At 33.3% G+C, this 22,544-nt stretch carries 13 protein-coding genes and 2 pseudogenes; 10 read left to right on the top strand and 5 right to left on the bottom strand.

The window, feature by feature from the left end:
• Positions 1-132: 132 nt before the first annotated feature.
• Positions 133-5,925, top strand: coding sequence for an ankyrin repeat domain-containing protein (locus OPS21_RS05935; protein ID WP_264337014.1), 5,793 nt, complete (start codon positions 133-135; stop codon positions 5,923-5,925).
• A gap of 337 nt (positions 5,926-6,262) precedes the next feature.
• On the opposite strand, the gene OPS21_RS05930 is transcribed toward OPS21_RS05935, so the two are convergent.
• Complete coding sequence (locus tag OPS21_RS05930) at positions 6,263-7,168, bottom strand: Rpn family recombination-promoting nuclease/putative transposase (protein WP_264337016.1); 906 nt, start codon at positions 7,166-7,168, stop codon at positions 6,263-6,265.
• A gap of 407 nt (positions 7,169-7,575) precedes the next feature.
• Here OPS21_RS05930 and OPS21_RS05925 point away from each other — a divergent pair.
• From OPS21_RS05925 to OPS21_RS05900, 6 genes and pseudogenes are all read left to right on the top strand, one after another.
• Positions 7,576-7,662: pseudogene (locus OPS21_RS05925) on the top strand (RNase H family protein); the annotation flags it as partial.
• A 69-nt stretch (positions 7,663-7,731) separates the two neighbouring features.
• Positions 7,732-8,831: pseudogene (locus tag OPS21_RS05920) on the top strand (IS3 family transposase).
• 445 nt (positions 8,832-9,276) lie between these two features.
• Positions 9,277-10,461: a hypothetical protein gene (locus OPS21_RS05915; protein ID WP_265027607.1), complete on the top strand. Its 1,185-nt coding sequence runs from the start codon at positions 9,277-9,279 to the stop codon at positions 10,459-10,461.
• A 157-nt stretch (positions 10,462-10,618) separates the two neighbouring features.
• Positions 10,619-11,218 carry a peroxiredoxin gene (locus OPS21_RS05910; protein WP_007302702.1) on the top strand — a complete coding sequence of 200 codons (600 nt, stop codon included), beginning with the start codon at positions 10,619-10,621 and terminating at the stop codon, positions 11,216-11,218.
• Positions 11,205-12,152 carry a thioredoxin-disulfide reductase gene (trxB, locus tag OPS21_RS05905; protein ID WP_264337018.1) on the top strand — a complete coding sequence of 316 codons (948 nt, stop codon included), beginning with the start codon at positions 11,205-11,207 and terminating at the stop codon, positions 12,150-12,152. Before OPS21_RS05910 ends, trxB begins: the two co-directional genes overlap by 14 nt.
• Before the next feature lie 92 nt (positions 12,153-12,244).
• On the top strand, positions 12,245-13,843 hold the full coding sequence (locus tag OPS21_RS05900) for a TomO hydrophobic C-terminal domain-containing protein (RefSeq protein ID WP_264337019.1): 1,599 nt from the start codon (positions 12,245-12,247) through the stop codon (positions 13,841-13,843).
• 207 nt (positions 13,844-14,050) lie between these two features.
• On the opposite strand, the gene ubiB is transcribed toward OPS21_RS05900, so the two are convergent.
• Both ubiB and OPS21_RS05890 read right to left on the bottom strand, forming a co-directional pair.
• The gene (gene ubiB, locus OPS21_RS05895) at positions 14,051-15,472 is read right to left on the bottom strand and encodes a 2-polyprenylphenol 6-hydroxylase (protein WP_012481747.1); all 1,422 of its coding nucleotides are present in this window, start codon (positions 15,470-15,472) and stop codon (positions 14,051-14,053) included.
• Entirely contained in the window at positions 15,469-16,200 is a 732-nt protein-coding gene (locus OPS21_RS05890) for a metal ABC transporter ATP-binding protein (RefSeq protein ID WP_007302706.1), read from the bottom strand. Before OPS21_RS05890 ends, ubiB begins: the two co-directional genes overlap by 4 nt.
• Between OPS21_RS05890 and OPS21_RS05885 the strand changes: the two genes are divergently transcribed.
• Entirely contained in the window at positions 16,192-17,067 is an 876-nt protein-coding gene (locus OPS21_RS05885) for a zinc ABC transporter substrate-binding protein (protein ID WP_007302707.1), read from the top strand. The genes OPS21_RS05890 and OPS21_RS05885 overlap by 9 nt on opposite strands.
• A 360-nt stretch (positions 17,068-17,427) precedes the next feature.
• Here the strand turns inward: OPS21_RS05885 and OPS21_RS05880 are convergent, their stop codons facing one another.
• Together OPS21_RS05880 and rpmG are read right to left on the bottom strand one after the other, a co-directional pair.
• Entirely contained in the window at positions 17,428-17,724 is a 297-nt protein-coding gene (locus tag OPS21_RS05880; protein WP_007302708.1) for a hypothetical protein, read from the bottom strand.
• A gap of 709 nt (positions 17,725-18,433) precedes the next feature.
• A complete protein-coding gene (gene rpmG / locus OPS21_RS05875) occupies positions 18,434-18,634 on the bottom strand; it encodes a 50S ribosomal protein L33 (protein WP_012481745.1) in 201 nt (66 codons plus the stop codon).
• A 149-nt stretch (positions 18,635-18,783) separates the two neighbouring features.
• On the opposite strand from rpmG, the gene OPS21_RS05870 reads away from it, so the two are divergent.
• Together OPS21_RS05870 and dnaK are read left to right on the top strand one after the other, a co-directional pair.
• Positions 18,784-20,532: an Rne/Rng family ribonuclease gene (locus tag OPS21_RS05870; protein ID WP_264337020.1), complete on the top strand. Its 1,749-nt coding sequence runs from the start codon at positions 18,784-18,786 to the stop codon at positions 20,530-20,532.
• A 73-nt stretch (positions 20,533-20,605) separates the two neighbouring features.
• Positions 20,606-22,519 (top strand): molecular chaperone DnaK, encoded by a 1,914-nt coding sequence (gene dnaK, locus OPS21_RS05865; protein ID WP_264337021.1) that lies wholly within the window; start codon positions 20,606-20,608, stop codon positions 22,517-22,519.
• Positions 22,520-22,544: the final 25 nt, after the last annotated feature.

Raw genomic sequence — 22,544 nt, 5'->3', positions numbered from 1 at the left:
GGTCTAGACAAATGGGTGCATTATAGGGACTAAAAGTGGAAAATTTTTCTCTCTTATGGCTATATATGATTTATTTGATAGCATAGGTGATACAGCAACACTTGGACGGTATGATAATGATGCTTTGAAGCGATGTTTGGTATCAATGGTATACTGGATGCTATGGATGATGTTAGAACCAGTGTCAGTATTTCTCATACTAGTAAAGTAGGAAAATTGATTAGTAAGGTACCACAGCCTGTACGTCAAACGTTTGTTAAGATTATCAGTAATCCTGTAGTTCAAAGTATTACATTTGTAACTATTGCTTATCAATTTGGATATAGCGTAAATGAAATAGCTCAAGGTAATCATCATCCACTAAATTATTATTGGACAACAAGTAGTGGTGTAAAACTAGCAAGCATGGGCATAAGGCCTATAAGTGCAGGGGTTAGCTTTACAGTCAAAAGTGTAAGTACAACTACTAAGATTTTAAGAGGGTTATCTGCTGCAAGTAAAGTTTTAGGCAGAGCAGCAGTAGTCACTATGGTTGCTGATGTATTGATAACAATTGGTGTAGAAATTCATGAAAGGATGGAGTATACGAAAGCAATAGCAGAGCAAGTACCTCTACTACCTGGTGGTGAGCAGGCAGAGGTCTTTTTTGCAAAGGTAATCAAGTTTTTTACAGGAAGGGATATAGAAAAAGAATATGAGGATATAATTAGAGTAAAAGGCTATTTAAATCATGTAAAAGAAGTAGCTATCCGGTTGTTAGATGATAACTATAATGTAGCTGCAGTTGTACAATATGTATTTGGTATTAAAGAAGAGTATAATAAACTAATTTCCGGTTATAGCCAAAACATGCCTGCTAGTATGAATGATCAGTCTTCATACATTTGTCAATTCAAAAACAATTATACTAGCCTTTCTTTTGAAAATCAACACAATGAGGCCAGTAATTTATCTTCGTTGGATTTATTTAACACATTAAGTTTGACACTTCATACTTTAGTAATGAGTAAAGGTTGGGAGGAATTTAAGTGCGCGTTTACTAGAAATCTGCAATGTAGACAAACAGTAAGGGATAAAGAAGTATATGTTATTGATAGGGGTAAAAAATATCTTCCTGATATTACTAAATATGAATATGAAGATGTAGGCTTAAGAGTTGTGGATGTACCGTTAGGAACCTTAAGTGAAAGGAATCTGAAATGCAGTAGTATAATTAACGTTCGAGAATGTAGTGATGGTATAGTTATCGGTGATGAGGTCAGACATATACAATCGAAAGACATAGGTAAAGCCCATAAAAGCTGTACACATGAGCTTGTTATTCATTCAAATAATATCAAGCCCTTTGTTTTCACTAGTCCAACAAGGAAAGACCCATATCATATAAGGAAAGAAACATTCCCTAGAGACTCAGTGTTGTATATTTCATTGCCTAGGATATTCACAGCAATTGCAAATTATCCAGCAGTAATGCATGTCCCAGAGGGTAGTAGTATACGTTGTACTGGTTCAAAAAACAATGAAACTATTTTTATTATTAATGATCGTACATCTGGTACTCTTGAGGGTGGTACAGGGAAAGAAAATACTCTAATAATGAATGTTAAAGCTAGTAATATTGTTGCTGATTTGTATAGTGGAACTATACACTATAGTAATAACGATAACATAAGATTGGTTAACACATATAACTACGTATCTAATTCTGACAGCAAGCAAAGTATTACCACTCACTGTAAAACAAGGTTAATTAATGCAAAAAATGCAGAAGTGTGGCAAAATTCATTTAACTGCGCAGATAAAGATTATGAAGTTAGGGTAGTGAATAAAGAAGACATACATCACAGAGGATTAAAACAGACAATATTTATTGTTAATAAAGATAGTAATAATTCGAGGATAGTAAGTGATTTTAACTATACAGAGAAAATTAAAAAAAATATAGATGTAATAGATGTGCAAGTTGCTGATATTACACGGTTAAGTGTAAATGAAAGCATAGAAAGAGGTAGCTATAGTTTAGACTTTTTGGCTGACAGCACACAGAATATTGTTTCAAGTATTAAAATAGATAGTTTTAAGAACTTAGTAATTCAAGCAAAACGCCTTGGAGTTATAGAGTCTGTTGTAATACAGGATAAATCTTTGTCTAATATAATCGAAGATATGAGGTATCAAAAATTAAGTGATTTGGGAAAAGATATTGATAGAGAGATCATACAAAACAGCGAAAAAAAGTTAAAAGCAGTTATAAAAGCAAGTATTCTGGATTTAGAATGGCCAAACACCTATCAAGCTGCAAAGAATATTGCTGATAATAATAATCTAGGCATTCCAATATCTGAAGTAGAAGTAATTAAGAATTATGTTGGGGTACCTACTGAGAAAGTAATAATTGCTGGTACGTACTCAGACCGAATAATTGTTGATTTTAGCTACAGTGACTCTAACTCTACACATAGCCACCTGAGGCACCGTGCCAATGGAGGAAATTATGATTATGATCAGTATATGATAGTGTGTAATTATTACCAAGATATAATAATAGAAGGAAAAGAAGAGCAAGATCGATATGTTGTCAAAATTCCTGAATATGGTCAAATGTTACAACATAATATCTTGGGATCTCCTATAAAACTTGACCTTAACCTAAAAGTGAAAAATAAAGCAACGCTTTATCAAAATGTACCTGATGATATTATCGATCTTACTGCATTGAACGTGGTAGATGTGGATAGTATAAGTATAAAAAAAGGTAAAAGAACCTACTTCAACAAATGTAATAGTAGGGAAGTTTCTGATCTTACAGACAATAGCTTAGAAATAAAGAATGTTACAGTATCGGATGGTAAAGGTATTAAATGGTCTTTATCTATTGGTTTAGTTGATTACTTTAGGGGCCAGGAGTATCAAAATATTGTATTACAAATGAATAATAAGTTTTATAAAATAAATAATGCGAATTTAGAGCTTGAGTATGTGGAAGTAAATACTAAACCTTTTAGGTATTATCAACCAGATAAGCAAGGACTACAGATTTATCATAATCAACCCATTAATGAGAATGATATTGGCTTAGTTGACTTAAAAGAAAAGTCTATATTTGATTTTGATATGGAGGTTGTTGATGATAGCTTATTGCTGTTGCATAAGAACAACACGATTGCAAAAGTGGAAAATTGGAATGTTTATCAACCTGCAAGAAAAATGGTATTTGCTTTCAATGATACAATGGTTTCAAATTTAGACTGTACAGCTTCTACCTGTAATTCAGGGAATGTCATATATTCTTTCAACAAAGCAAAAGAAACTTTATTAAAAGAGCAACTATTTAATGCTATAAGACAGGATAATACTAATGAAGTTAAAAATCTAATTAGAAGAATTACAGGTAGTACCGATGCTGAGGATAAGCATGAATTAACTTCTTTATATATAGCTATTCAAGAAGGTAGATCAGATGTAGTTAAATTTCTTTTTGATAGAAAATCTGTTAATGTTAAAGATGAAGATATACATGGTAATAGTCCTTTACACTGGGCTGCTCTAGAAGGTGAGTTAAGTATAACTCAGTTTCTTGTTAATGAAGGTGCTAACATTGAGGATAAAAACAAGGGTAACCAAACGCCAGAAGATCTAGCTAATCAGGAAGGCTATGCATATATAGCAGGGTTTTTAAGGCAAATACAATTAAATAGAGAATTATTGACTGCTGCAGAAGGTGGTAATCTTAATAAAGTTAAGGATCTTAGCGAAAAAGGAGCTAATCTAGAGACTAAAAATAATTCTGGTTGGACTCCTCTGCATTATGCTTCTTTATATAATCACTTTGAAGTAGTAGAATATCTTGTCGGAAGAATAGCTAATTTGGAGGCTAAAGATAATAATGGTTGGACTCCTCTACATTATGTTTCTTTGAAGGATTATCAGTTAAAAATAATGGACTATCTCACTAAAAGTGGAGCTAATTTGGAGGCTAAAGATGATAGTGGTAGAACTCCTCTACATTGTGCTTCTTTGAATGGTAGCTTAAAACTAGTGAAATATCTTATCAAAGCAAAAGCTAGTTTGGAGGTTAGAGACAATAGTGATAGAACCCCTTTACACAATGCTTGCTTAAGTAAGAATTTGAAAGTAGTAGAGTATCTTATCAATAATGGGGCTGATCTAGAAGCTAAAGATAGTAACAGCAGAACTCCTTTGCACTGTGTTTCCTTGGATGGTTATCCAGAAGTAGTGGAATACCTTATCAAGAGAGGTGCTAATTTAGAGGTTAAAGATAAAGATGGTAAAACACCTTTAGAGTTAGCGATTCAAGGTAATTATACTAATGTAGTGAAAATTTTAAAGCAAGCGCAATTAGATAAAAAATTGTTCACTGCTGTGGAAAGTGGTGATCTTAATGAAGTTACAAACCTTATCACTCAGGGTGACTATATTAATGCTACTGACAAAAGTGCTAAGACATCTTTACGCTATTCTGCTTATGAAGGTGCTAACATAGGAGCTAAAGACCTATACGGTTGGACGCCTCTACACTACGCTATTTATAGGAATGATTTAGATATATTAAAGTTTCTTCTGGGTAAAGGTGCAAATATTGAAGCTAAAGATATTAATGATGAAACACCTTTACACATAGCTGCTAAGGACAATAATAAATCTAAAGTAGTTAGACTCCTTCTAGATAACGGTGCTAGAACTGAAGCCAAAAACAAGGTCGGTTGGACACCTTTGCACTATGCTGCTTACAAAGATAATTTGGATGTATGTAAACTTCTTCTTGAGAGAAACGCTGATGTTGAGGCTAAAAATACATATGATGAAACACCTTTACATGTAGCTGCTGAGAACAGTAATAAATCTAAAGTCACTGCAGAATTTCTTTTGGATAAGGGTGCTAATATCAATGCTAAAAACAAGGATGGTTGGACACCTTTGCACTATGCTGCTTACAAAGATAATTTGGATGTATGTAAGCTTCTTGTCAAGAGAGGTACTAGTATTGAAGCTAGAGACAATGGTGATAGAACACCGCTAGATGTTGCTGGGGATGAAGGGCATAATAATATTGTGGAATACTTAGAGGGAAAACTCAAGAAAGAAAGAGAAAAACCTGCACAACGTAAACGCCGTCATCACCATGGAGATCATGATCGTCATCGCAGTCACTTATCACGTAATCTTCTTGCTATAGATTCAAGTGGTCAACTTGAGATGGCAGCGAGCAGTGGCACAAGAACATCTTCATGGATAAACGGTCTATTTGGTTGGGTGAAAAGCTCTGTGGGTGGATTATTAAATCCTAAACCTGAGAAAATATCGAGCACTAAGGATTCAATCTCACAAATTGATGCACCAATGGATGTAAATGGTACAATAATGTTACTTGACGTGCTTGTTAGAAAAGTTACAGGTCAGAAGTACATTTCTACAGTAGATCAGCCTATATCTTCACTAAAAGCACAGGGATATGCACTCAATATTACAAAGGGATTTGAGAAAGTAGTAGAGCAAGCTGGATTAAAAAGTGGTGTGTTAATGCATCGATTAAATATTGATTTTGTGGAAATACAGAAAGAAGTTACAGGAAAAATCATGAGTGGTAAATTTAATGAGATTTCAAGGATTTTAAAATTATACATAAAGAAAGCATGTCTTGGCGAAGAAGCTGGTAAATTAAGTCCGAAAAAGTTTGACAAGTTTATGGTTCAATTTAATAGCAGGCTAAATGTTGTGCTAAATCAACCAATTCAACAGATGTTACACAATGAAAATGGTACATTAGAAGTTGATGGTGCAAAGCAAATGAGTTTAGAGTCTCAAAGTTATTTAAGTAATGCTTCAGTTCACAGCCATTCAGGAGTATCAACTTGTCTTTCTGAGATAGGAGTAACTAAGCTTGTGAATAACCTCAGTAGGTAGATTAAAATATGAGAGATGGAGCTATAATATGCCAAGTAGTGGAAAATTTAAAGTGAAGGTAGCCAAAATAATTAGGGATACCAGACCAAGTTTGATGGTCCTAATACTAACATGGATGAAGTAGACATTAAATGCTAAGTGGTTAATGTGTTTATCCATATTGAACTTACAGCACGTAGCTTTAATATAGAAGTTTGGGTAACGTTATGATAGTAATTTATATAATTCTATGTGCAATCTTTATAGCCATTTTAGACAGTTCACTAGATTCTTAATTAGGGGATATTTCTAACTTAGGAAAGGTTTTCGTAAATGTTGAAGTGGATAAGTAGGAATATTATGTTTTTTCTTTGAGTTGTGAAATTTCAGAATGAGAGAGACCGGTAATTTGAGCTATAACATCTATAGATACACCGGCCTTGAGTGAGTTTTTTGCAACTTCAATTTTACCTTCAATTTTACCTTTTTCTTGACCAATGAGGATGCCTTCTTGTCTACCTTCTAGTTTAGCATCATCGAGTTTTTGAGCAAGGATAGCCTTCTCTTTCTGTACACTCAATATTCTTTCCTCATATGCGATCAAATCTTTTTCATTCCAGCGAAACCTGTCTAATTCATCATATGCTAGCTTTATTATTGGTGATTTTTCTGCTATTTTTCTTAAATCTTCATCAGTTGTATCTTCTGCGTATTTAAAAAAGAAACACCACCTTTCTGTAGTATTCTCTAATTGCTCTACCTTATTTTTTGAAAACTTAGGCAACTCAATAAAGACAAATTGCAGATCTTTCAAGTAATGCCCATTGGTTTTGATATCCCGTATATTATGAGTAGAAATATAGTCAACTTCTTCAGGCAGAAGGTTACAATTGGAAATAGCAATAAAGAAGACTTTCTGAAGATCAATGTAATTACCAGATTTATCTAATTGCCGAGAGTAAGCCTTAGCAGCATAAAGTTGAGCACGTTTTTCAAAGCCTTTATCACGAGCGAGCTGCATTTCGATGACAAATCTATTACCAATAGAGTCCTTGCAAAGAACATCAACAATACTTTGTTTGTCAGAGGCAATTTCAGGATCCATGATAGTACTGAGGAATTCAATTTCTATTATTTGATCAGAAGTAGAAAAGTCCAAGATATCGTTGAGGAAGTGAATGAGGATATTTTTATTCTTTTCAGAGCCAAAGATTTTCTTAAAACTAAGATCGTTTTTTGGATCAAGAAATTTAGAAAAAGCCATGACGAATTAACCTAAAAAGCATTAATAATTATACACAATTCTGAAGAAATATTCAATCTTTTTATTGTTTTAAATGTGTTGATGAAAAAACGACTGTCAGAGATCATCTGAGAATTGCATTTAAGGCTTTAGATGTAGATTTGATCATCTTTTCATAATTACCTTATAAAACACCTTAAAAACCCCAGCAAATGAATTGATGAACTATGAAGAGCTTAAAAATATTTATTTTCATTGTGAGAGATTAACCTCCTAATAAAAATATGAGCCTAAAAGCTCAATTACGATTTACCTAGCATCGTGAGGACAGGTTTGTCAATCTCTCACATCTTACATTTAAAAATATTCAAAAAATAATATCAACATATTTCGGTAGCAAATTTACGTTGAATCTATATCCTGTAAGTATGGGCGAAAAAAAGAAGGTTACAATATATACAGATGGAGCATGTTCCGGAAATCCGGGGCCTGGTGGATGGGCAGCCGTGGTGATTATAATGCACCCCATAAACTAGACCAAAAAAAAATGGTTGATCCGAGTAGGAAGGTAAAGGGGTAAAAGTATGGCAACAAAAAAATATGAACCAGAGTTAAAAGCAAAGATAGCTTTGGAAGCAATAAAAAATCAAAAAAGCACATCTGAGATATGTAGTGAATATAAAATACCATCAACAAATCTATATGATTGGCGTGATAGAGTATTGGCAAGGTTAAAAGACCTATTTGTTGAAGAAAGTGAAAGTGCGAGAAAACAAAGAATCTTAGCGCAAGAAATAGAAAGTTTACATAAAGTAATAGGAGAATTGACAGTGGAAAATAGTTATTTGAAAAAAAAATTACTGAAATAAGCAAAAAAGATAGAGTAAGGTTTATAGAAAAAGATTCTGATCTATCAATTAGGAAACAGGCTGATTTACTGGGGATTTGCAGATCTAGCCTATATTATAGGCATATAATTAATAACGAAAGTGAAATTTGATTCAAGAAGTATATTTGGCTTCTGATTGCCGTTATGGATATCGTAAAATTACTGCTGAAATCATAGCGAGTGGAGTAGTAGTCAATCACAAAAAAATCTTAAGAATTATGAAAAAAATGAAGATTAGTGGGCTGTATTGTAGAAAAAGATGTAATACAAGTATTAAAGAAAAAAAGCATAAAATATATCCTTATTTACTCAAAGATTTGATTATTTGTAGAGTTAATCAGGTATGGGCTACTATATATTATGGTAGAAGGTAAGTTTGTCTATTTTGTGGCAATAATGGACTTGTATAGTCGCTATATTATTGCTCATTCATTATCACCATATCTCGATGCTGGATTTTGCCTTTATACTCTCAAAGAAGCTCTAAAACAAGGTAAACCTGAGATTTTTAATAGTGATCAAGGAGTGCAGTTTACTAGCTACAACTTTATTATGGAATTAGAGCGTGCTAATATTAAAATTAGTATGGATCATAAAGGACGTTGCTTCGACAATATATTTGTTGAGCGTTTATGGAGAACTTTAAAGCAAGAAGCTATATATTATTATAGACCAAATAGTATCAGAGATTTGAATCTTATAATAAACGATTTTGTTGGTTGGTATAACTATAAAAGGCGACATCAGACTCTACATTATAAAGTTCCTGCTGATCTTTATTATCATAAACAGTAAATGAATATATTGATAAATACTTTAAATGTGTGTCGACGTATTTATCAACATATTCATTTTAAAAATCGGATCACTTTGAAAAAAATGGTCTAGACAAATGGGTGCATTATACATTTGTCATGCAAAATTACAAACATAACCAAGAGTTAAAGTCACTTCAAAAATATAAAACCTCTTAACAGGTATTTCAAGTTCAGACTTGATCTCACAAATTAGTTGCAATAACCTCTATGAATCACACACTTTCATTACACTTTAATATAGCGAAACTAGATTTCACTTTTACACACCTAGATAAGGGGTAACAGCAGATACTAGAATGACGAAATCGTTATTCTGCTACGCATTATCGCCGTATAACTATAGCTATATATGAACTAAAAAAGTAATATTCACTAGATCTTAATATTTTAGATCTATATTTCAATAAAATATTACAATTAGTATGAATGATCCATTTAAAAGTGAGGATTATAAAAAAAATCTCGATTCTCTGATCAAAGCTATAAAGCTAGGAAATTCAGAGAAACAATATGGTAAAACAGTAACAGATTTATCTCATGCTTTAGAGGGTTTTACAGATAAGGCAGAAGATGTAGCTAAGCTTGTTATACGTGATGACTTGAATAATTGTGTAAAGAAGGCAAATAAAAAGCCATTAATTCTTAGGATATTCAATAGAATATTAGGAAGAGATGTTTCGATTAGGAATATAAGTAATTTTATAAAAGATAAATTGCCTCCTTCAACTGCTAGAACAGTAATCGAATATACAGATGTTATTCAAAAAATTTCAGATTTAGAGCGAATAGAAAGAAGTCAAGATAAATATAGGTCATATGGAATAAATTTAGAAAATAGACAGCAAAAGAAAAATCTCTTATATGAGCGAGAAGATTCAGGTTATGGAGGTTCATTAAACGAAGATCCTGAGTATGAAGAAATATCACATTATCAAGAGGAAAAAAGCAAATCTTTAACAAAAGATTTGCGTAATCTACAATCAATTAAAGAGGAGCCGATTTATGCAACAATTCCTAAAGAACATATAGAAGCAAAAAGAGAAAATAGGAAGAAACAACAACTTCAATCTCTTGCACCACCAAAACCACCAAGAGTACCACCAGTACCAGAGAAAATGTTTACTATCAATCAAAAAATTAGACAAGAACCGAAAAAAGATAAACCTGCAGTACCACCAAAGCCTAAAGATTTAGGCGAAAAAGTAAGCACAGAGCAAAAAATAGTAGTGGAAAAATCAGCTGAGAGTAACCCTACACTACCACTAAAATCTGAAAATCAAGATGGTAAAGAATCAGCAAAAAAAGCTGATGGACCAAAAGTACTAGTAGTTGCTATGAAAAAAGAAGTGACTCGCGAGAGTAGTAAAGTAAAGGCATTAAAAGAAAGATTTGAGCGAAATCAAGTAAAGAACGTGTTGCCTGCTGAAAACAAAACTGCTTCAGTAACACAAACGGATATCAGTGTGAAGAGAAAACAATCTCGTTCATTTCCAGTAGGGAATAAAAAATCTTCGATCAACCATCTTGCCAGCAAAAATTTACCTTCCACGAATGTAAGTGTAAAAGAAATGGTTAAAAAATTTGAAGGGAGAAAAGGTGAAAGATAGTAATATTTGGGTATTTCCCTACTCATGAAAATTAGCTCTTATCATAACATTTTCACAGCCATAAGAGGAAGTTTTTATAAGATTGGGGCTAAAGAAAACTTGCATGTAAATGTATCAAGGTATAAAATTATAAATATTAAGAATGAATAGGTTAGTTATGAATCTTGTAACAAAATCCGCTATCGATTTTACTGCTTCGGCTGTTCTTGCTAGTGGAAAAATAGTTGATGATTTCTGTTTAAGTAAACATATAAAGGATAAGTATGCTGTCCTTTTTTTCTATCCACTTGATTTTACTTTTGTCTGTCCAACTGAGTTGATATCATTTAGCAACAAAATAGAAGATTTTTCAAAACGTGATGTTGAAGTGATAGGAATAAGTATAGATTCAAAATTTTCACACTATAAATGGCGAAACACTCCAGTTAATGATGGTGGTATTGGAGAGGTTAGCTACAATTTAGTGTCTGATATCAAAAAGTCTATATCAAGAGACTATGGGGTCTTATATGATGACTCAATTGCACTAAGAGCAACTTTTGTTATTGATGATAAGTTTGTTGTACGTCATCAATCGATAAATGATTTTCCTTTAGGGCGTAATATCGATGAGTTTATTAGAATTATTGATGCAATAAAACATAATGAAGAGCATGGTGAAGTATGTCCAGCAGGGTGGAAAAAAGGTAAGCCAGCAATGCAGGCAAGCGATGAAGGAGTGGCTGATTATCTAAACTCACACAGTGCAGAATTATAAATTGAGTACAAAAGTTCTTATTATTGGATCTGGAGTAGCGGGTTATGCTGCTGCTATATATGCAGCACGTGCAAATTTAGAGCCAATTGTAGTAACAGGAATGCAACCTGGTGGTCAGCTTACAATTACTACGGATGTTGAAAACTATCCAGGTTTTATTTCTATACAAGGTCCAGAACTTATGGAACAAAAGAGGTTGCATGCAGAGAAGGTGGGGGCAAGGGTAATAAATGACGAAATAAAAAGCGTTGAACAACTTGAGGATTCTAATGAGTATAGATTTAGATCTTGTGGTAATGCTAGTGACTACTATTCGAATGCAATTATAATCGCAGCTGGTGCGCAAGCGAAGTGGCTTGGCCTGGAGAGTGAAAAGAAATTTCAAGGTTACGGAGTTTCGGCATGCGCAACTTGTGATGGTGCATTTTTTAGAAATAAAGTTGTAGCTGTGGTTGGTGGTGGAAATACTGCTGTTGAAGAAGCAATATTTTTAACTCGATTTGCTAAGGAAGTTATACTGATACACAGGCGTGATAAGTTAAGAGCAGAGAAAGTAATGCAAGACAGGCTCTTTAAAAATGATAAGATAAAGGTAATATGGAATCATACCGTAGAGCAGATTCTTGGAGAAGAAAATCCTAAGAAAGTTACTGGCATTACAATTAAATCGACAGACATCAATAAAACCCAGGAATTGAAAGTAGATGGAGTGTTCATTGCAATTGGGCATGCACCAAATACAGGTATTTTTAAGGGCTTTGTTGAAATGGACCAGCAAGGTTATATAATTACGAAACCTGGAACAACTCTAACCAGTAGGGCAGGGGTGTTTGCTGCTGGTGATGTTCAAGATAAGGTATATCGCCAGGCAGTAGTTGCAGCAGGTACAGGGTGCATGGCTGCACTTGATGCAGAAAAATTTTTGGAATCATAATTAGTTCTAAAATTTTTAACTAAATTACTTGCAATTTTCTTTGTTTTTTTTTATAATTATGTTAATAAATTATAGATTGAGGAGAATTTAGTATGTTTTCGGCAAATAATGTAGCTTTTGAAAGAAGGTTTGTTAATGGACGAACTAAAAATCAAATAACTTCAGGACAATCAACAAAAAAATTATTTAAAGCTATTGATGATGAAAATCTAGGAGATTTTGAGCGAGCTCTGGCAGAAGGTGCGAATGTTAATACGTTTGATCAGGGATATACACCATTAATGACTATTATCATGGGTGTTGATGATAGTCCTACAAACTTAAAAATGATGACTTTGCTTTTACAGCACCAGAATTTAAATGTTAATATTCAAGAAGCTAAAGAACTCAATACAGCTCTACATCTAGCTTTTCGTATGGAAAATAGGAGTTTCGTACAGATGTTACTTAGACATCCTGAATTGAATCCAGTCATTAGAAATGATTATGAAGATCGTTATGGGAGCAGAAAAAGTTACACTCCTAAAGAATATATTGAACAAATTGGGAGAGAGCAGAAGAAAGATTTTTCACATCTTACAAAAGAAATACAAAAAGCACAAACAGGAAAAGAATTATTAAATGCTCTTTCTAACAGAAATATTGACCGAGCAAAAAGACTATTAAATCAAGAACTCAACCCTAATTGTTGGAAAAGAAATTCAAATGGAGAAATAGAAACACCACTTAGCCTGATTATCAAATCATGTTTACAAGGAATAACACAAGATAACGAGGAAGTATTGACTAAACTTTTAGAACATAAAGACCTAGATTTTAATCAAATAAAACCAATACCAGCTATAGAGCAAAATTCAAGATTGAAGCAAATCATTGAACAAGCTATGAAAGAGCGATTAACTGATGCTATTAATAGAAAAGATTTGGATGATGTAAAAAAATTAGTAGAAGATAACTGCTTTATGAATGGTCAAATTGTTATTGAGGTGCTTAAAAGTTTTAATCCTGTCAGAGAATATCTAAATAAAAAATTCCCTGCAACTGTGGAACAGTCTTCAGCAAATGTACATAATGTTGCCCCGGAAATAAACGACGATTTGATTGCTCAAGAATTGCAGCAGCTCGAAAACCTTAGAAATGAGCTTGAAAGAACAAAGGCTCAACTTGCAGAAAAAGAGCAAGAGTTGAATAGGACCGTAGATGAAAGAACAAGAGACACTGACAAAATTTCACAGTTAGAAAAGGAGTTGAGACAAGTAAGGCAGGGTAATCAGGAAAGAATTCACACTCTCACTGATCAAGTAGCTCGACTTACTAGAGAAAAAAGTCAACTTGAAAACCTTAGAGATGAGCTTGAAAGAACAAAAACTCAACTTAGAAAAAAAGAGCAAGAGTTGGATAGGGTTGTAAGTGAAAGAGACACTAACAAAATTTCACAGTTAAAAAGGGATTTTAGTCAACAGAGATCAGAACTTCAAACTCAAAATCAAGACTTAAATAACAAAAACAGAAAACTTTCAGAAGCAAGCATTTATAATAGAAGGCAAAGTAACTATGCCTCTGCCTCTTTTGTGTTATCTGGAGCGTTTGCTATTGGTGCATGTTTAACAATATCGAATTTAGAAATATGTATTTCACTTGCTGTAGCTGCATTTGTCCTTCCTTACAATTGGATGCTACTGTTCATATAAAGCAAGTACAGTACTGAGTGATGTGATAAGCACTGAACTTGGTAATGTTATCAGTTTAAGATAGAGTTAAGGTTTTTACTTCTTGTCTAAACTCTTCTGAAAATTTTTGTACATCCTGAAAATACCTTGATAATTCGAGTGAATGTAAACCTGAGTGGTTTCAAGACTGAAATAGTTGTTGTAAACTTGCTTCTATTATCTTTTAGTTCAAGAAATTAAAAGTTTAACGATGAGAATTATAATTACAGACCAAAGTAAAAAGTAGGCTTTTCCATTTGATTTATTTTTCACCTGTAATTTTTTGTCAGCTATTAGGTTTAATTTTTCTATAAGGCTAAATATTCCCTGAATTGCTTTTATGGGATAAGAGCTTTTAATTTTTTCCCTATACCCTATTTTACTTTCATGTTGATTGTTTATCCATGTTTCAACTACTTTCCACATATTGATTTCTGGATAGACTTTTCTACATGTTCCTTCTAATAAAATCATAGTTTTCTGCAGCAATAACAATTGTGTTTGAACTTTCATATCAAAATCACCAGTTATTTTTAGTAGCTGAGTAAGTAATCGAGCAAATGAAATCTTCTGTATAGGCTGTCCAACAATGGGTTCACCTATTGCTCTGCAAGCTGTAACAAAATTTCTATGCTGTGATGGAACATAACCGGCTCTAAAGTGCATTTTTGCAACGTGATCATAATCCCTATTTAAAAAGCCTTTGAGTATCTCTATAACGTAATAGCATGTCTCACGATCTATTCTACCCATGATTCCACAATCCAGGGCAATAATATTGTTATTACTATCGATCATTAAATTTCCAGGATGCATATCAGCATGAAAAAAACAATCCCTATATACCTGATTACAAAAAGATTCTATAAGATTGATAGCTATTTGCTTTCGGTTATTCAGCTTTTCAACTTCGTATATTGGTATAGCTTCCATCCATTCTAATGTTAAAACCTTTTTTGAAGTTCTACTCCAATCTATTTCAGGTACGTAGAAACCTCTGTCATGTTTAGTATTTTCCTTCAGTTCCGAAGAGTGGGCAGCCTCAAAACGTAGATCTAACTCTAATCGGCAAATTTCAGCAAAAGTTTTGACTAATTCAACTGGCTTCAGCCTTTTTGATTGTTCACTAAATTTTTCTGCAATTTCTGCAAGCCAAGAAAGCATTTTTATATCCCTTGAGAATGTTTTCTCAATATTTGGCCTCAAAACCTTTACAGCAACTTCCTTACCCTCAATTGTAACTGCTCTATGCACCTGAGAAATTGATGCTGCTGCAATTGGCTTTTCAGAAAAACTTGAAAAAATATCGCTTAATTTACAATTAAACTCACTTTCTATAGTTTTAACTGCTATTTTATACGAAAATGATGGCAATCTATCACATATCAATAGCAAGTTATTTGTTATGTCCTCATTTAAAATATCAGTGCGTGATGAAATGGATTGCCCAAATTTAATGAACACCGGACCTAATCTTTCAAGAGCACGCTTTAGTTTATGACCTTGTATTTTATTTATTGATTTTTTTGATGGTGGAAGTAAATAAGGTAACACATTGTAGCGTGTTAGCACTGTAGTTATTTGCAGAAGACGTAGAATATTTTGAATCATTTCGCTGCGTAACTGCCAAATATTTCATTTATCTCCATAATTTCATCAGGTTTACCTTGATAATAGATAGTATTATTTATGCAAATTATGTAATCTGAGGATGGTAGAGCAGAGTTAAGGTCATGAGAAGTCATGAGAATCGACACTGATCGTTCTTTTGCGATTTTATTTATAATATCATAAAATTTAGATCGTGCGTTAATATCCATTGCACTGACTGGCTCATCTAAAATGATCAAATCAGATTCTGAAATTAAACAGCGTGCAAGCAGCAGTAATTGTGTTTGTCCTGCAGAGATTTCTAATACTTGATTTTTTAGGATGTTACCGATACCAACCAATTCTATTGCTTCTGTAACAATGGGTTGATTTTTCTTCAATTTCTTCGAGGAGCTATTGAAAAGGAAAGACTCAACTGTTATTGGCATCAAATTACCAATACTAAAATTTTGTGGCATATAGCTAATTTTTATATTGTCAGCGAATACAATACTGCCAATAAAACCTTTATTTATACCAGCAACTGCTTTCACTAAAGAGGTTTTACCTCCGCCATTTGGACCAAGTATTGTAACTATATCTCCTCTTTGTACTGATATGTTGATATTATCAAGAACTTTTTTATTACCGTATGAAAGAGTAAGGTTTTCTATTTTTAGAATGCAGTTATTGACACTACTTAATTTTTTGGCAAAAATTGACTTCTTCTCAACATTTATATGAGACATTTACTGTTTTTTTTTCTATTACTTTCATTTACATTATACTACAATAGTGCCTTTTCATCCAATTTAAAAATTGTAGCTACAATCAAACCTATACACTCACTTGTAGCTTCTGTTACAGATGGAATTTCAAAGCCAGAACTACTAATGTACGAAGTAGTGTCTGAACATAACTACATGCTCAGGCCTTCAGACGCAAGTAAATTAGAATCTAGCAATATTATATTTTATATCGATGATTCTTTGGAAACATTCATTAAAACTTTCGCTAAAGAAAATAAGAAGTTAATACCGCTATCAAGTGCAATCGATCTACTTCCTGCTCGAACACATTCATTTTCTAGTCACATTCAAGATGAAAAAGATTTGCATATTTGGCTGAGTCCTGAAAATGCAAAAAGTATGATACTTTCTATCAGTGCAACATTATCTAATATAGATAAAGAAAATGCCTATCGATACAATACTAACGCAGAGGAGGCTATAAGAAAGATAGACCAAGAAGTAGAAAAAATTACGAAAGAATTGGATGAGTTAAAAAATCAAAAATACATAGTTACTCACGATGCTTATCAATATTTCGAAAAATATTTTGATTTAAGTTACCCAAGCGCCATTCTTTCTATAGAAGAAGATTCTTACATAGGTATGAAGAGTTTAATGAAATTAAAAAAGGTAATGAAAGAGGAAAACGTTAAATGTATTGTTTCTCATTCACGAGAGGATAGCATAAAGCCTAATGTCTTTTCTAGTGACGTAAAAATGGTGATTCTTGATCCTATTGGATCAGATGTAGAGCCTGGAAAGGATGCATATCTAGATATAATCAGCAGCATTGCACAAAATTTCAAGTCTTGTTTCACTGAGTAATGAGTTCTTTTATCTATTCAGATAGCATTGCAAACTTAGTGCTTTCTATTCCAATCACAACTATACCGACATTATCTACCAGAAGTATATCATCCCAGCCTGGGATTCAGTTAAGTTGGTAAGCATAAAAATATTATGTTAAAGCACAACGTTCTTGATGAGATTAGGGCAAGCCAATGTCAGCTACTTGAATGACACCATTTGCTATGCCCTCAAAAATGAATGCTCGTACAGCTGTGTGCCAGCTACTTGCATCTGCTATTTTTACTCATAATTATCTTGCCTAAACGAACTTAAATTCAAGTAGTTAATCATAGAAATAAAAAAAAAGAAGATAACCAATATCTTCTTTTACTCTAATTAAAAAGACATTGAATTGTAATTGTCTATTTCATCTGATATAAGCGATAATTTTATGCTCTCAAAACGGAGATTACTTGCAATATCTGTTAACTGTTCACTAAGTGTTACTTTTTCTGGTGAATGGTGTTCAGGAGCTTTAATATTTCTATTACAGTCAGCCTTACACCAAGATCTATTAATTTTTGTCAATAAATCATTACCCTCGTATTTATTTTCACACTGTCTGTGGCACAAATTAAGTAAATCAACACCATGCAATGTCAATGAAGCAGAATCTTGTGTAAATTTTACCATAATATAATCCTTAATCTTATTATATCTATATTAACATATAAATGTGAATATTATACTAATATAGTTACTTTTTATGGCAAGTGGTTTTTGGTTATTTTCTAAACTTTCTTTATAAAAACCATAGGCGCCTATTGGTTTTTAGCTAAAGTAAAGATCAAGTATCTGGAATTCTGGACATAAAATCCTCCTGTGTAAAAAAGATTAGAAAAAAAGTGCGGCGCACATACGACAGAGATTAAGTATGTGTGTGCACCCACGTACGCTGAAGAAGATACGCCACATTTTTTAATGAATTTAATGAAAAAAGTCTGCAGATAAAGATAAATTTTGAGCTCTTAAAATATCTTTTACTATGATTATAGTCAGATTTAAAATATGCGCAAGCAATTTTTTTCTGTAAAAGTTTAACAAAAGAATTCAAAAGTTTGTGAACAACCTCTAAGTGTATGGTCCCAGAGTGTGATGGTATATAGACTATCTGGATCATTTAAAGTATCAGATCAAGTCCCATTTAAGCAATAAAAAGACCAGATCAGGACAAAAACGCTACCATTTTCAGCCCTTATTCAGGTGGCTCAATTTCCCGTAACTTATATAAGTTACCGTAATCTTTCAAAACCTCAAACAGACTTTCCCTAATGCAAAACAGTATAACTAGTGAGCAATAAGCTACACTCCTTTTAGCTGTAAGCTTTGCATGATAATATACTTACTTTAATTTTTCTTCTTTAAATAATACGTGTCTTCTGACCACTGGGTCATACTTCCTAAACTCGAGCTTCTTGGGAAGGTTCTTAGGATTACGTTTTTTTACACAAAAATAGCCTGTTAGTTTCTCTTCTCCAGTTTTTGTTGTTTTAGTTGCAGTGCTAACTAGCTTGACAAGCAAAGAAGCATTTTTTTTCGCCATAATTGTTAGTGACATAATAAACTCTATGCAAGTTTATTACGCAAAACACTGAAAGTCAACCCAATAATGCAGATCGCAAAATTCTTGACAATCAATAATATATTAAGTAGTATAAGAACATTTCAGAATGGAAAGTAGACGGTAAATAAGTGGTGAGTGATGGCAAAAGGTTATTGTTGATAGAAAGTACTACCTGTTCTAACGAGGTAAGGGTTGCCCTACTAGTTAATGGTAGGGTTGTAGAGTTTGAACAAGAATTCAAGGAAAAAAAACAATTAAGAGGTAATATATACGTTGCTTATGTAAAGCGTATAGAGCCTGCTTTGCAGGCCGTGTTCATTGAGTATGGAAAAAATAAGCAAGGTTTTTTGTCTTTTTCTGAGATATCTCTAAATTATTTTAATATTCCAGAAAAAGAGAAGGAAATTTTCCCTGATGAAGACTATTCGAGCGGTGTGGACTGTTCAAATGATAATTGCACAGAAGAAGGCCTAGATTCTACAGCTAGTAATGAATCCAGCAGTGGTTTTGTGAGGGGGGTACCTTTACATAGAAAATATAAGTTACAAGATGTGATTTCAGTAAATCAAAAGTTATTAGTTCAATTAACTAAAGAAGAACGAGGAAATAAAGGAGCTTCATTTACAACATACGTAACTTTGGTCGGTAGATACTGTGTTTTCATGCCCAATTCCATAAGTAGGGGTGGAGTATCTCGCAGAATTGAAGATACCAACGTTAGAAAACAGTTAAAGGATATATTAAATTCAATAAATTTACCAAAAGGCTCAGGTTTAATAGTAAGAACTGTTGGTGCAGGAAAAAGTAAGAAAGAAATTGAGCAAGATTACAATAATTTGACCTTATTATGGCAAAATATTCAGCAAAACTTCTCTTCTTTAAATGTTCCATCATTAATTTACAACGAAGCAGATGTAGTTATGAGATCTGTACGTGACTTTTGTAGTAATGATACAGAAATTATAGTATCTGATAGAGAAGTTTGTGAAGCGGTAAGAAAATACACTAAAAATGTGTTACAAGGAAAATTGCGTCCTAGATTATATAGAGGTTCTGTTCCAATCTTTACTTACTATCGAGTCGAAGATCAAATTTCTGAATTATATAGCAATAGAGTAGAATTGCCATCTGGTGGGTCTTTGGTGATAACCTTAACTGAGGCATTTGTTTCAATAGACGTAAATTCAGGGAAAATGACAGGAGAAGATAACATAGAAGAAACAGCTTATAGAACTAATATGGAGGCATTATCTGAAATATCAAGGCAAGCGAATCTCAGGGGCTTATCAGGGTTAATAGTTGTTGATTTTATTGACATGTTGAAACTTGAGTATTGTAAAAATGTTGAATTTGCTATCAAGCAGGCGTTTAAAGATGATAAAGCTAAAGTTCAATTTAGCTTTATCAATGACTTTGGTTTAATGGTCTTTTCAAGACAAAGAATTAAACCAAATATACAGGAAATTAATACTACAGAGTGCTTACACTGTAAAGGTATTGGAAGAGTGAAATCAAACGAAGTGATTGTTGCATCGATACTAAGGGATTTGCAACATATTGCTAATAAAAATCAAAATAAGTCCTTTGATTTAATAGCACGCAGTGCAGTTATAGCGCACATTTTTAATAATAAGCGTGATATGGTTTCTACAATCGAAAAAGAGTTCAATATTACATTAAATGTTAGTATTGATAATAGTTTAGATGCAGATACATTTATTTTAAAGCAAGGAGACCATATTAATTTTAATGATTATAAGCCATTGCAGAATTCTGGATGTCAAATTGTGAATAGCAGGGATAAAGAAGCTGGTAAACTACCGGGCAACTTTTGGTTAACTAAATGGCTTTCGCGCCTTTTGGGCTCTAACAACTAAACGGGACTTGTAATTAACGAGTTTTATACTTATATATTTTACATTAGATAATATTTAAAAGGGAGTATTCATTATGGGAAGAGCAATAGGTATAGATCTTGGAACAACAAATTCTTGTGTTGCAATAATGCAAGGCAAGGATGCAAAAGTAATCGAGAATAAAGAAGGAGCAAGAACTACTCCGTCTATAGTTGCATTTACTTCGTCTGGAGAAAGGTTGATTGGTGCTCCAGCAAAAAGGCAAGCAACTACCAATGCAAATAATACTTTTTTTGCAACTAAGAGATTGATAGGTCGCCAATATAGCGATCCTGAAATGAAGAATCTAGGTGTACCGTATAAGGTATTTGCAGCAAAAAATGGTGATGCATGGGTTAAAACAACTGATAGTAAAGAATACTCTCCTAGTCAAATTGGTGCATTTATACTACAAAACCTGAAAGAAGCAGCTGAGGCTTATCTTGGGGAAGAAGTAAAGGATGCTGTGATAACAGTGCCGGCGTACTTCAATGATTCTCAACGTCAAGCAACAAAAGATGCAGGAAAAATTGCTGGATTAAATGTCCTCAGAATAATTAACGAACCAACTGCTGCAGCACTTGCTTATGGTCTTGATAAAAAGCACGGACACACAATAGTAGTGTATGATCTTGGTGGTGGTACATTTGATGTTTCAGTTCTTGAAATAGGTGACGGAGTTTTTGAAGTAAAGGCTACAAATGGTGATACTCACCTTGGAGGGGAAGACTTCGATAATGCAGTAGTAAATTATTTACTGGCTGAATTCAAGAAAAGTAATGGCATTGATTTGAAAAACGATCCAATGGCTATGCAAAGAATCAAAGAAGCTGCAGAAAAAGCAAAGGTAGAATTGTCAAGTGCAATGGAAACAGAAGTAAATCTACCGTTTGTTACAGCTGATGCAAGTGGCCCAAAACACTTAAATATGAAGCTAACAAGAGCAAAGCTTGAAAGTTTAGTGAATGATTTAATTGAAAGGACTATAATTCCTTGCAAAAAAGCTCTTGAAGATGCTGGTTTGTCTGCTAGTCAAATTGGTGAAGTAGTTCTTGTTGGTGGCATGACTCGTATGCCAAAAGTCATAGAGAAAGTTAAAGAATTCTTTGGCAAAGATCCACACAGAGGGGTTAACCCTGATGAAGTTGTAGCAATTGGAGCTGCAATACAGGCGGGAATCATTCAAGGTGATGTAAGAGATGTGTTACTACTTGACGTAACTCCACTTTCTCTTGGTATTGAAACTCTAGGGGGAGTGTTCACTCCACTTATTGAACGTAATACTACTATTCCCACAAAAAAATCTCAGGTGTTTTCAACTGCAGAAGATAACCAAACAGCCGTTACAATTAAGGTACATCAAGGTGAAAGAAAATTGGCGATTGATAATAAACTGCTTGGTCAGTTTAGTTTAGAAGGAATACCACCTGCTCCTCGCGGGGTTCCTCAAATTGAGGTGACATTTGATATAGATGCAAATGGAATAGCGCATGTTTCTGCAAAGGATAAAGCTACTGGAAAAGAGCAAAAAATACGTATTCAGTCTTCAGGTGGTTTATCGGAGGATGAAATAAATCGGATGGTGAGAGAAGCTGAGGAAAAAGCACAAGAAGATGAAAAGCGTAAGAAATTTATTGAAGTGAAGAATCAAGCGGATAGTTTAGTTCATTCTACAGAAAAATCTCTGACAGAATATGGTGATAAAATTTCTCCAGAAGATAAATCTGCTATTGAAAATGCAGTTAATGAGTTAAAGGAAGTGAGTAAATCTGACAACATTGATGATGCTGATTCAATACAACAGAAAGTTACTAACCTCTCTCAGTTATCTATGAAACTTGGAGAAGCTATGTATAAGGAATCTCAACAACAACAAGGTGGAGAAAGCTCATCCACAACAAATAATGAGGAAGAAAAAGTAGTAGATTCTGATTATCAAGACATGGATAATAAAGAAGAGAATAAGTAATTCGATTGTCATCCCAGTGCCCAGA

The sequence above is a fragment of the Wolbachia endosymbiont (group B) of Chorthippus parallelus genome (assembly GCF_947251815.1).
GTDB lineage: Bacteria > Pseudomonadota > Alphaproteobacteria > Rickettsiales > Anaplasmataceae > Wolbachia.
The sequence above is the reverse complement of the archived record's forward strand: the minus strand, read 5'-3'. Positions and strand labels throughout refer to the sequence as shown.

What these genes read in the sequence shown, in the direction of transcription:
- rpmG (WP_012481745.1), bottom strand. Translation starts at nt 18,634, where the DNA reads ATGGCGAAAAAAAATGCTTCTTTGCTTGTCAAGCTAGTTAGCACTGCA.
- OPS21_RS05880 (WP_007302708.1), bottom strand. Translation starts at nt 17,724, where the DNA reads ATGGTAAAATTTACACAAGATTCTGCTTCATTGACATTGCATGGTGTT.
- OPS21_RS05900 (WP_264337019.1), top strand. Translation starts at nt 12,245, where the DNA reads ATGTTTTCGGCAAATAATGTAGCTTTTGAAAGAAGGTTTGTTAATGGA.
- OPS21_RS05915 (WP_265027607.1), top strand. Translation starts at nt 9,277, where the DNA reads ATGAATGATCCATTTAAAAGTGAGGATTATAAAAAAAATCTCGATTCT.
- OPS21_RS05935 (WP_264337014.1), top strand. Translation starts at nt 133, where the DNA reads ATGTTTGGTATCAATGGTATACTGGATGCTATGGATGATGTTAGAACC.
- OPS21_RS05885 (WP_007302707.1), top strand. Translation starts at nt 16,192, where the DNA reads ATGAGACATTTACTGTTTTTTTTTCTATTACTTTCATTTACATTATAC.
- OPS21_RS05930 (WP_264337016.1), bottom strand. Translation starts at nt 7,168, where the DNA reads ATGGCTTTTTCTAAATTTCTTGATCCAAAAAACGATCTTAGTTTTAAG.
- OPS21_RS05910 (WP_007302702.1), top strand. Translation starts at nt 10,619, where the DNA reads ATGAATCTTGTAACAAAATCCGCTATCGATTTTACTGCTTCGGCTGTT.
- ubiB (WP_012481747.1), bottom strand. Translation starts at nt 15,472, where the DNA reads ATGATTCAAAATATTCTACGTCTTCTGCAAATAACTACAGTGCTAACA.
- dnaK (WP_264337021.1), top strand. Translation starts at nt 20,606, where the DNA reads ATGGGAAGAGCAATAGGTATAGATCTTGGAACAACAAATTCTTGTGTT.
- OPS21_RS05890 (WP_007302706.1), bottom strand. Translation starts at nt 16,200, where the DNA reads ATGTCTCATATAAATGTTGAGAAGAAGTCAATTTTTGCCAAAAAATTA.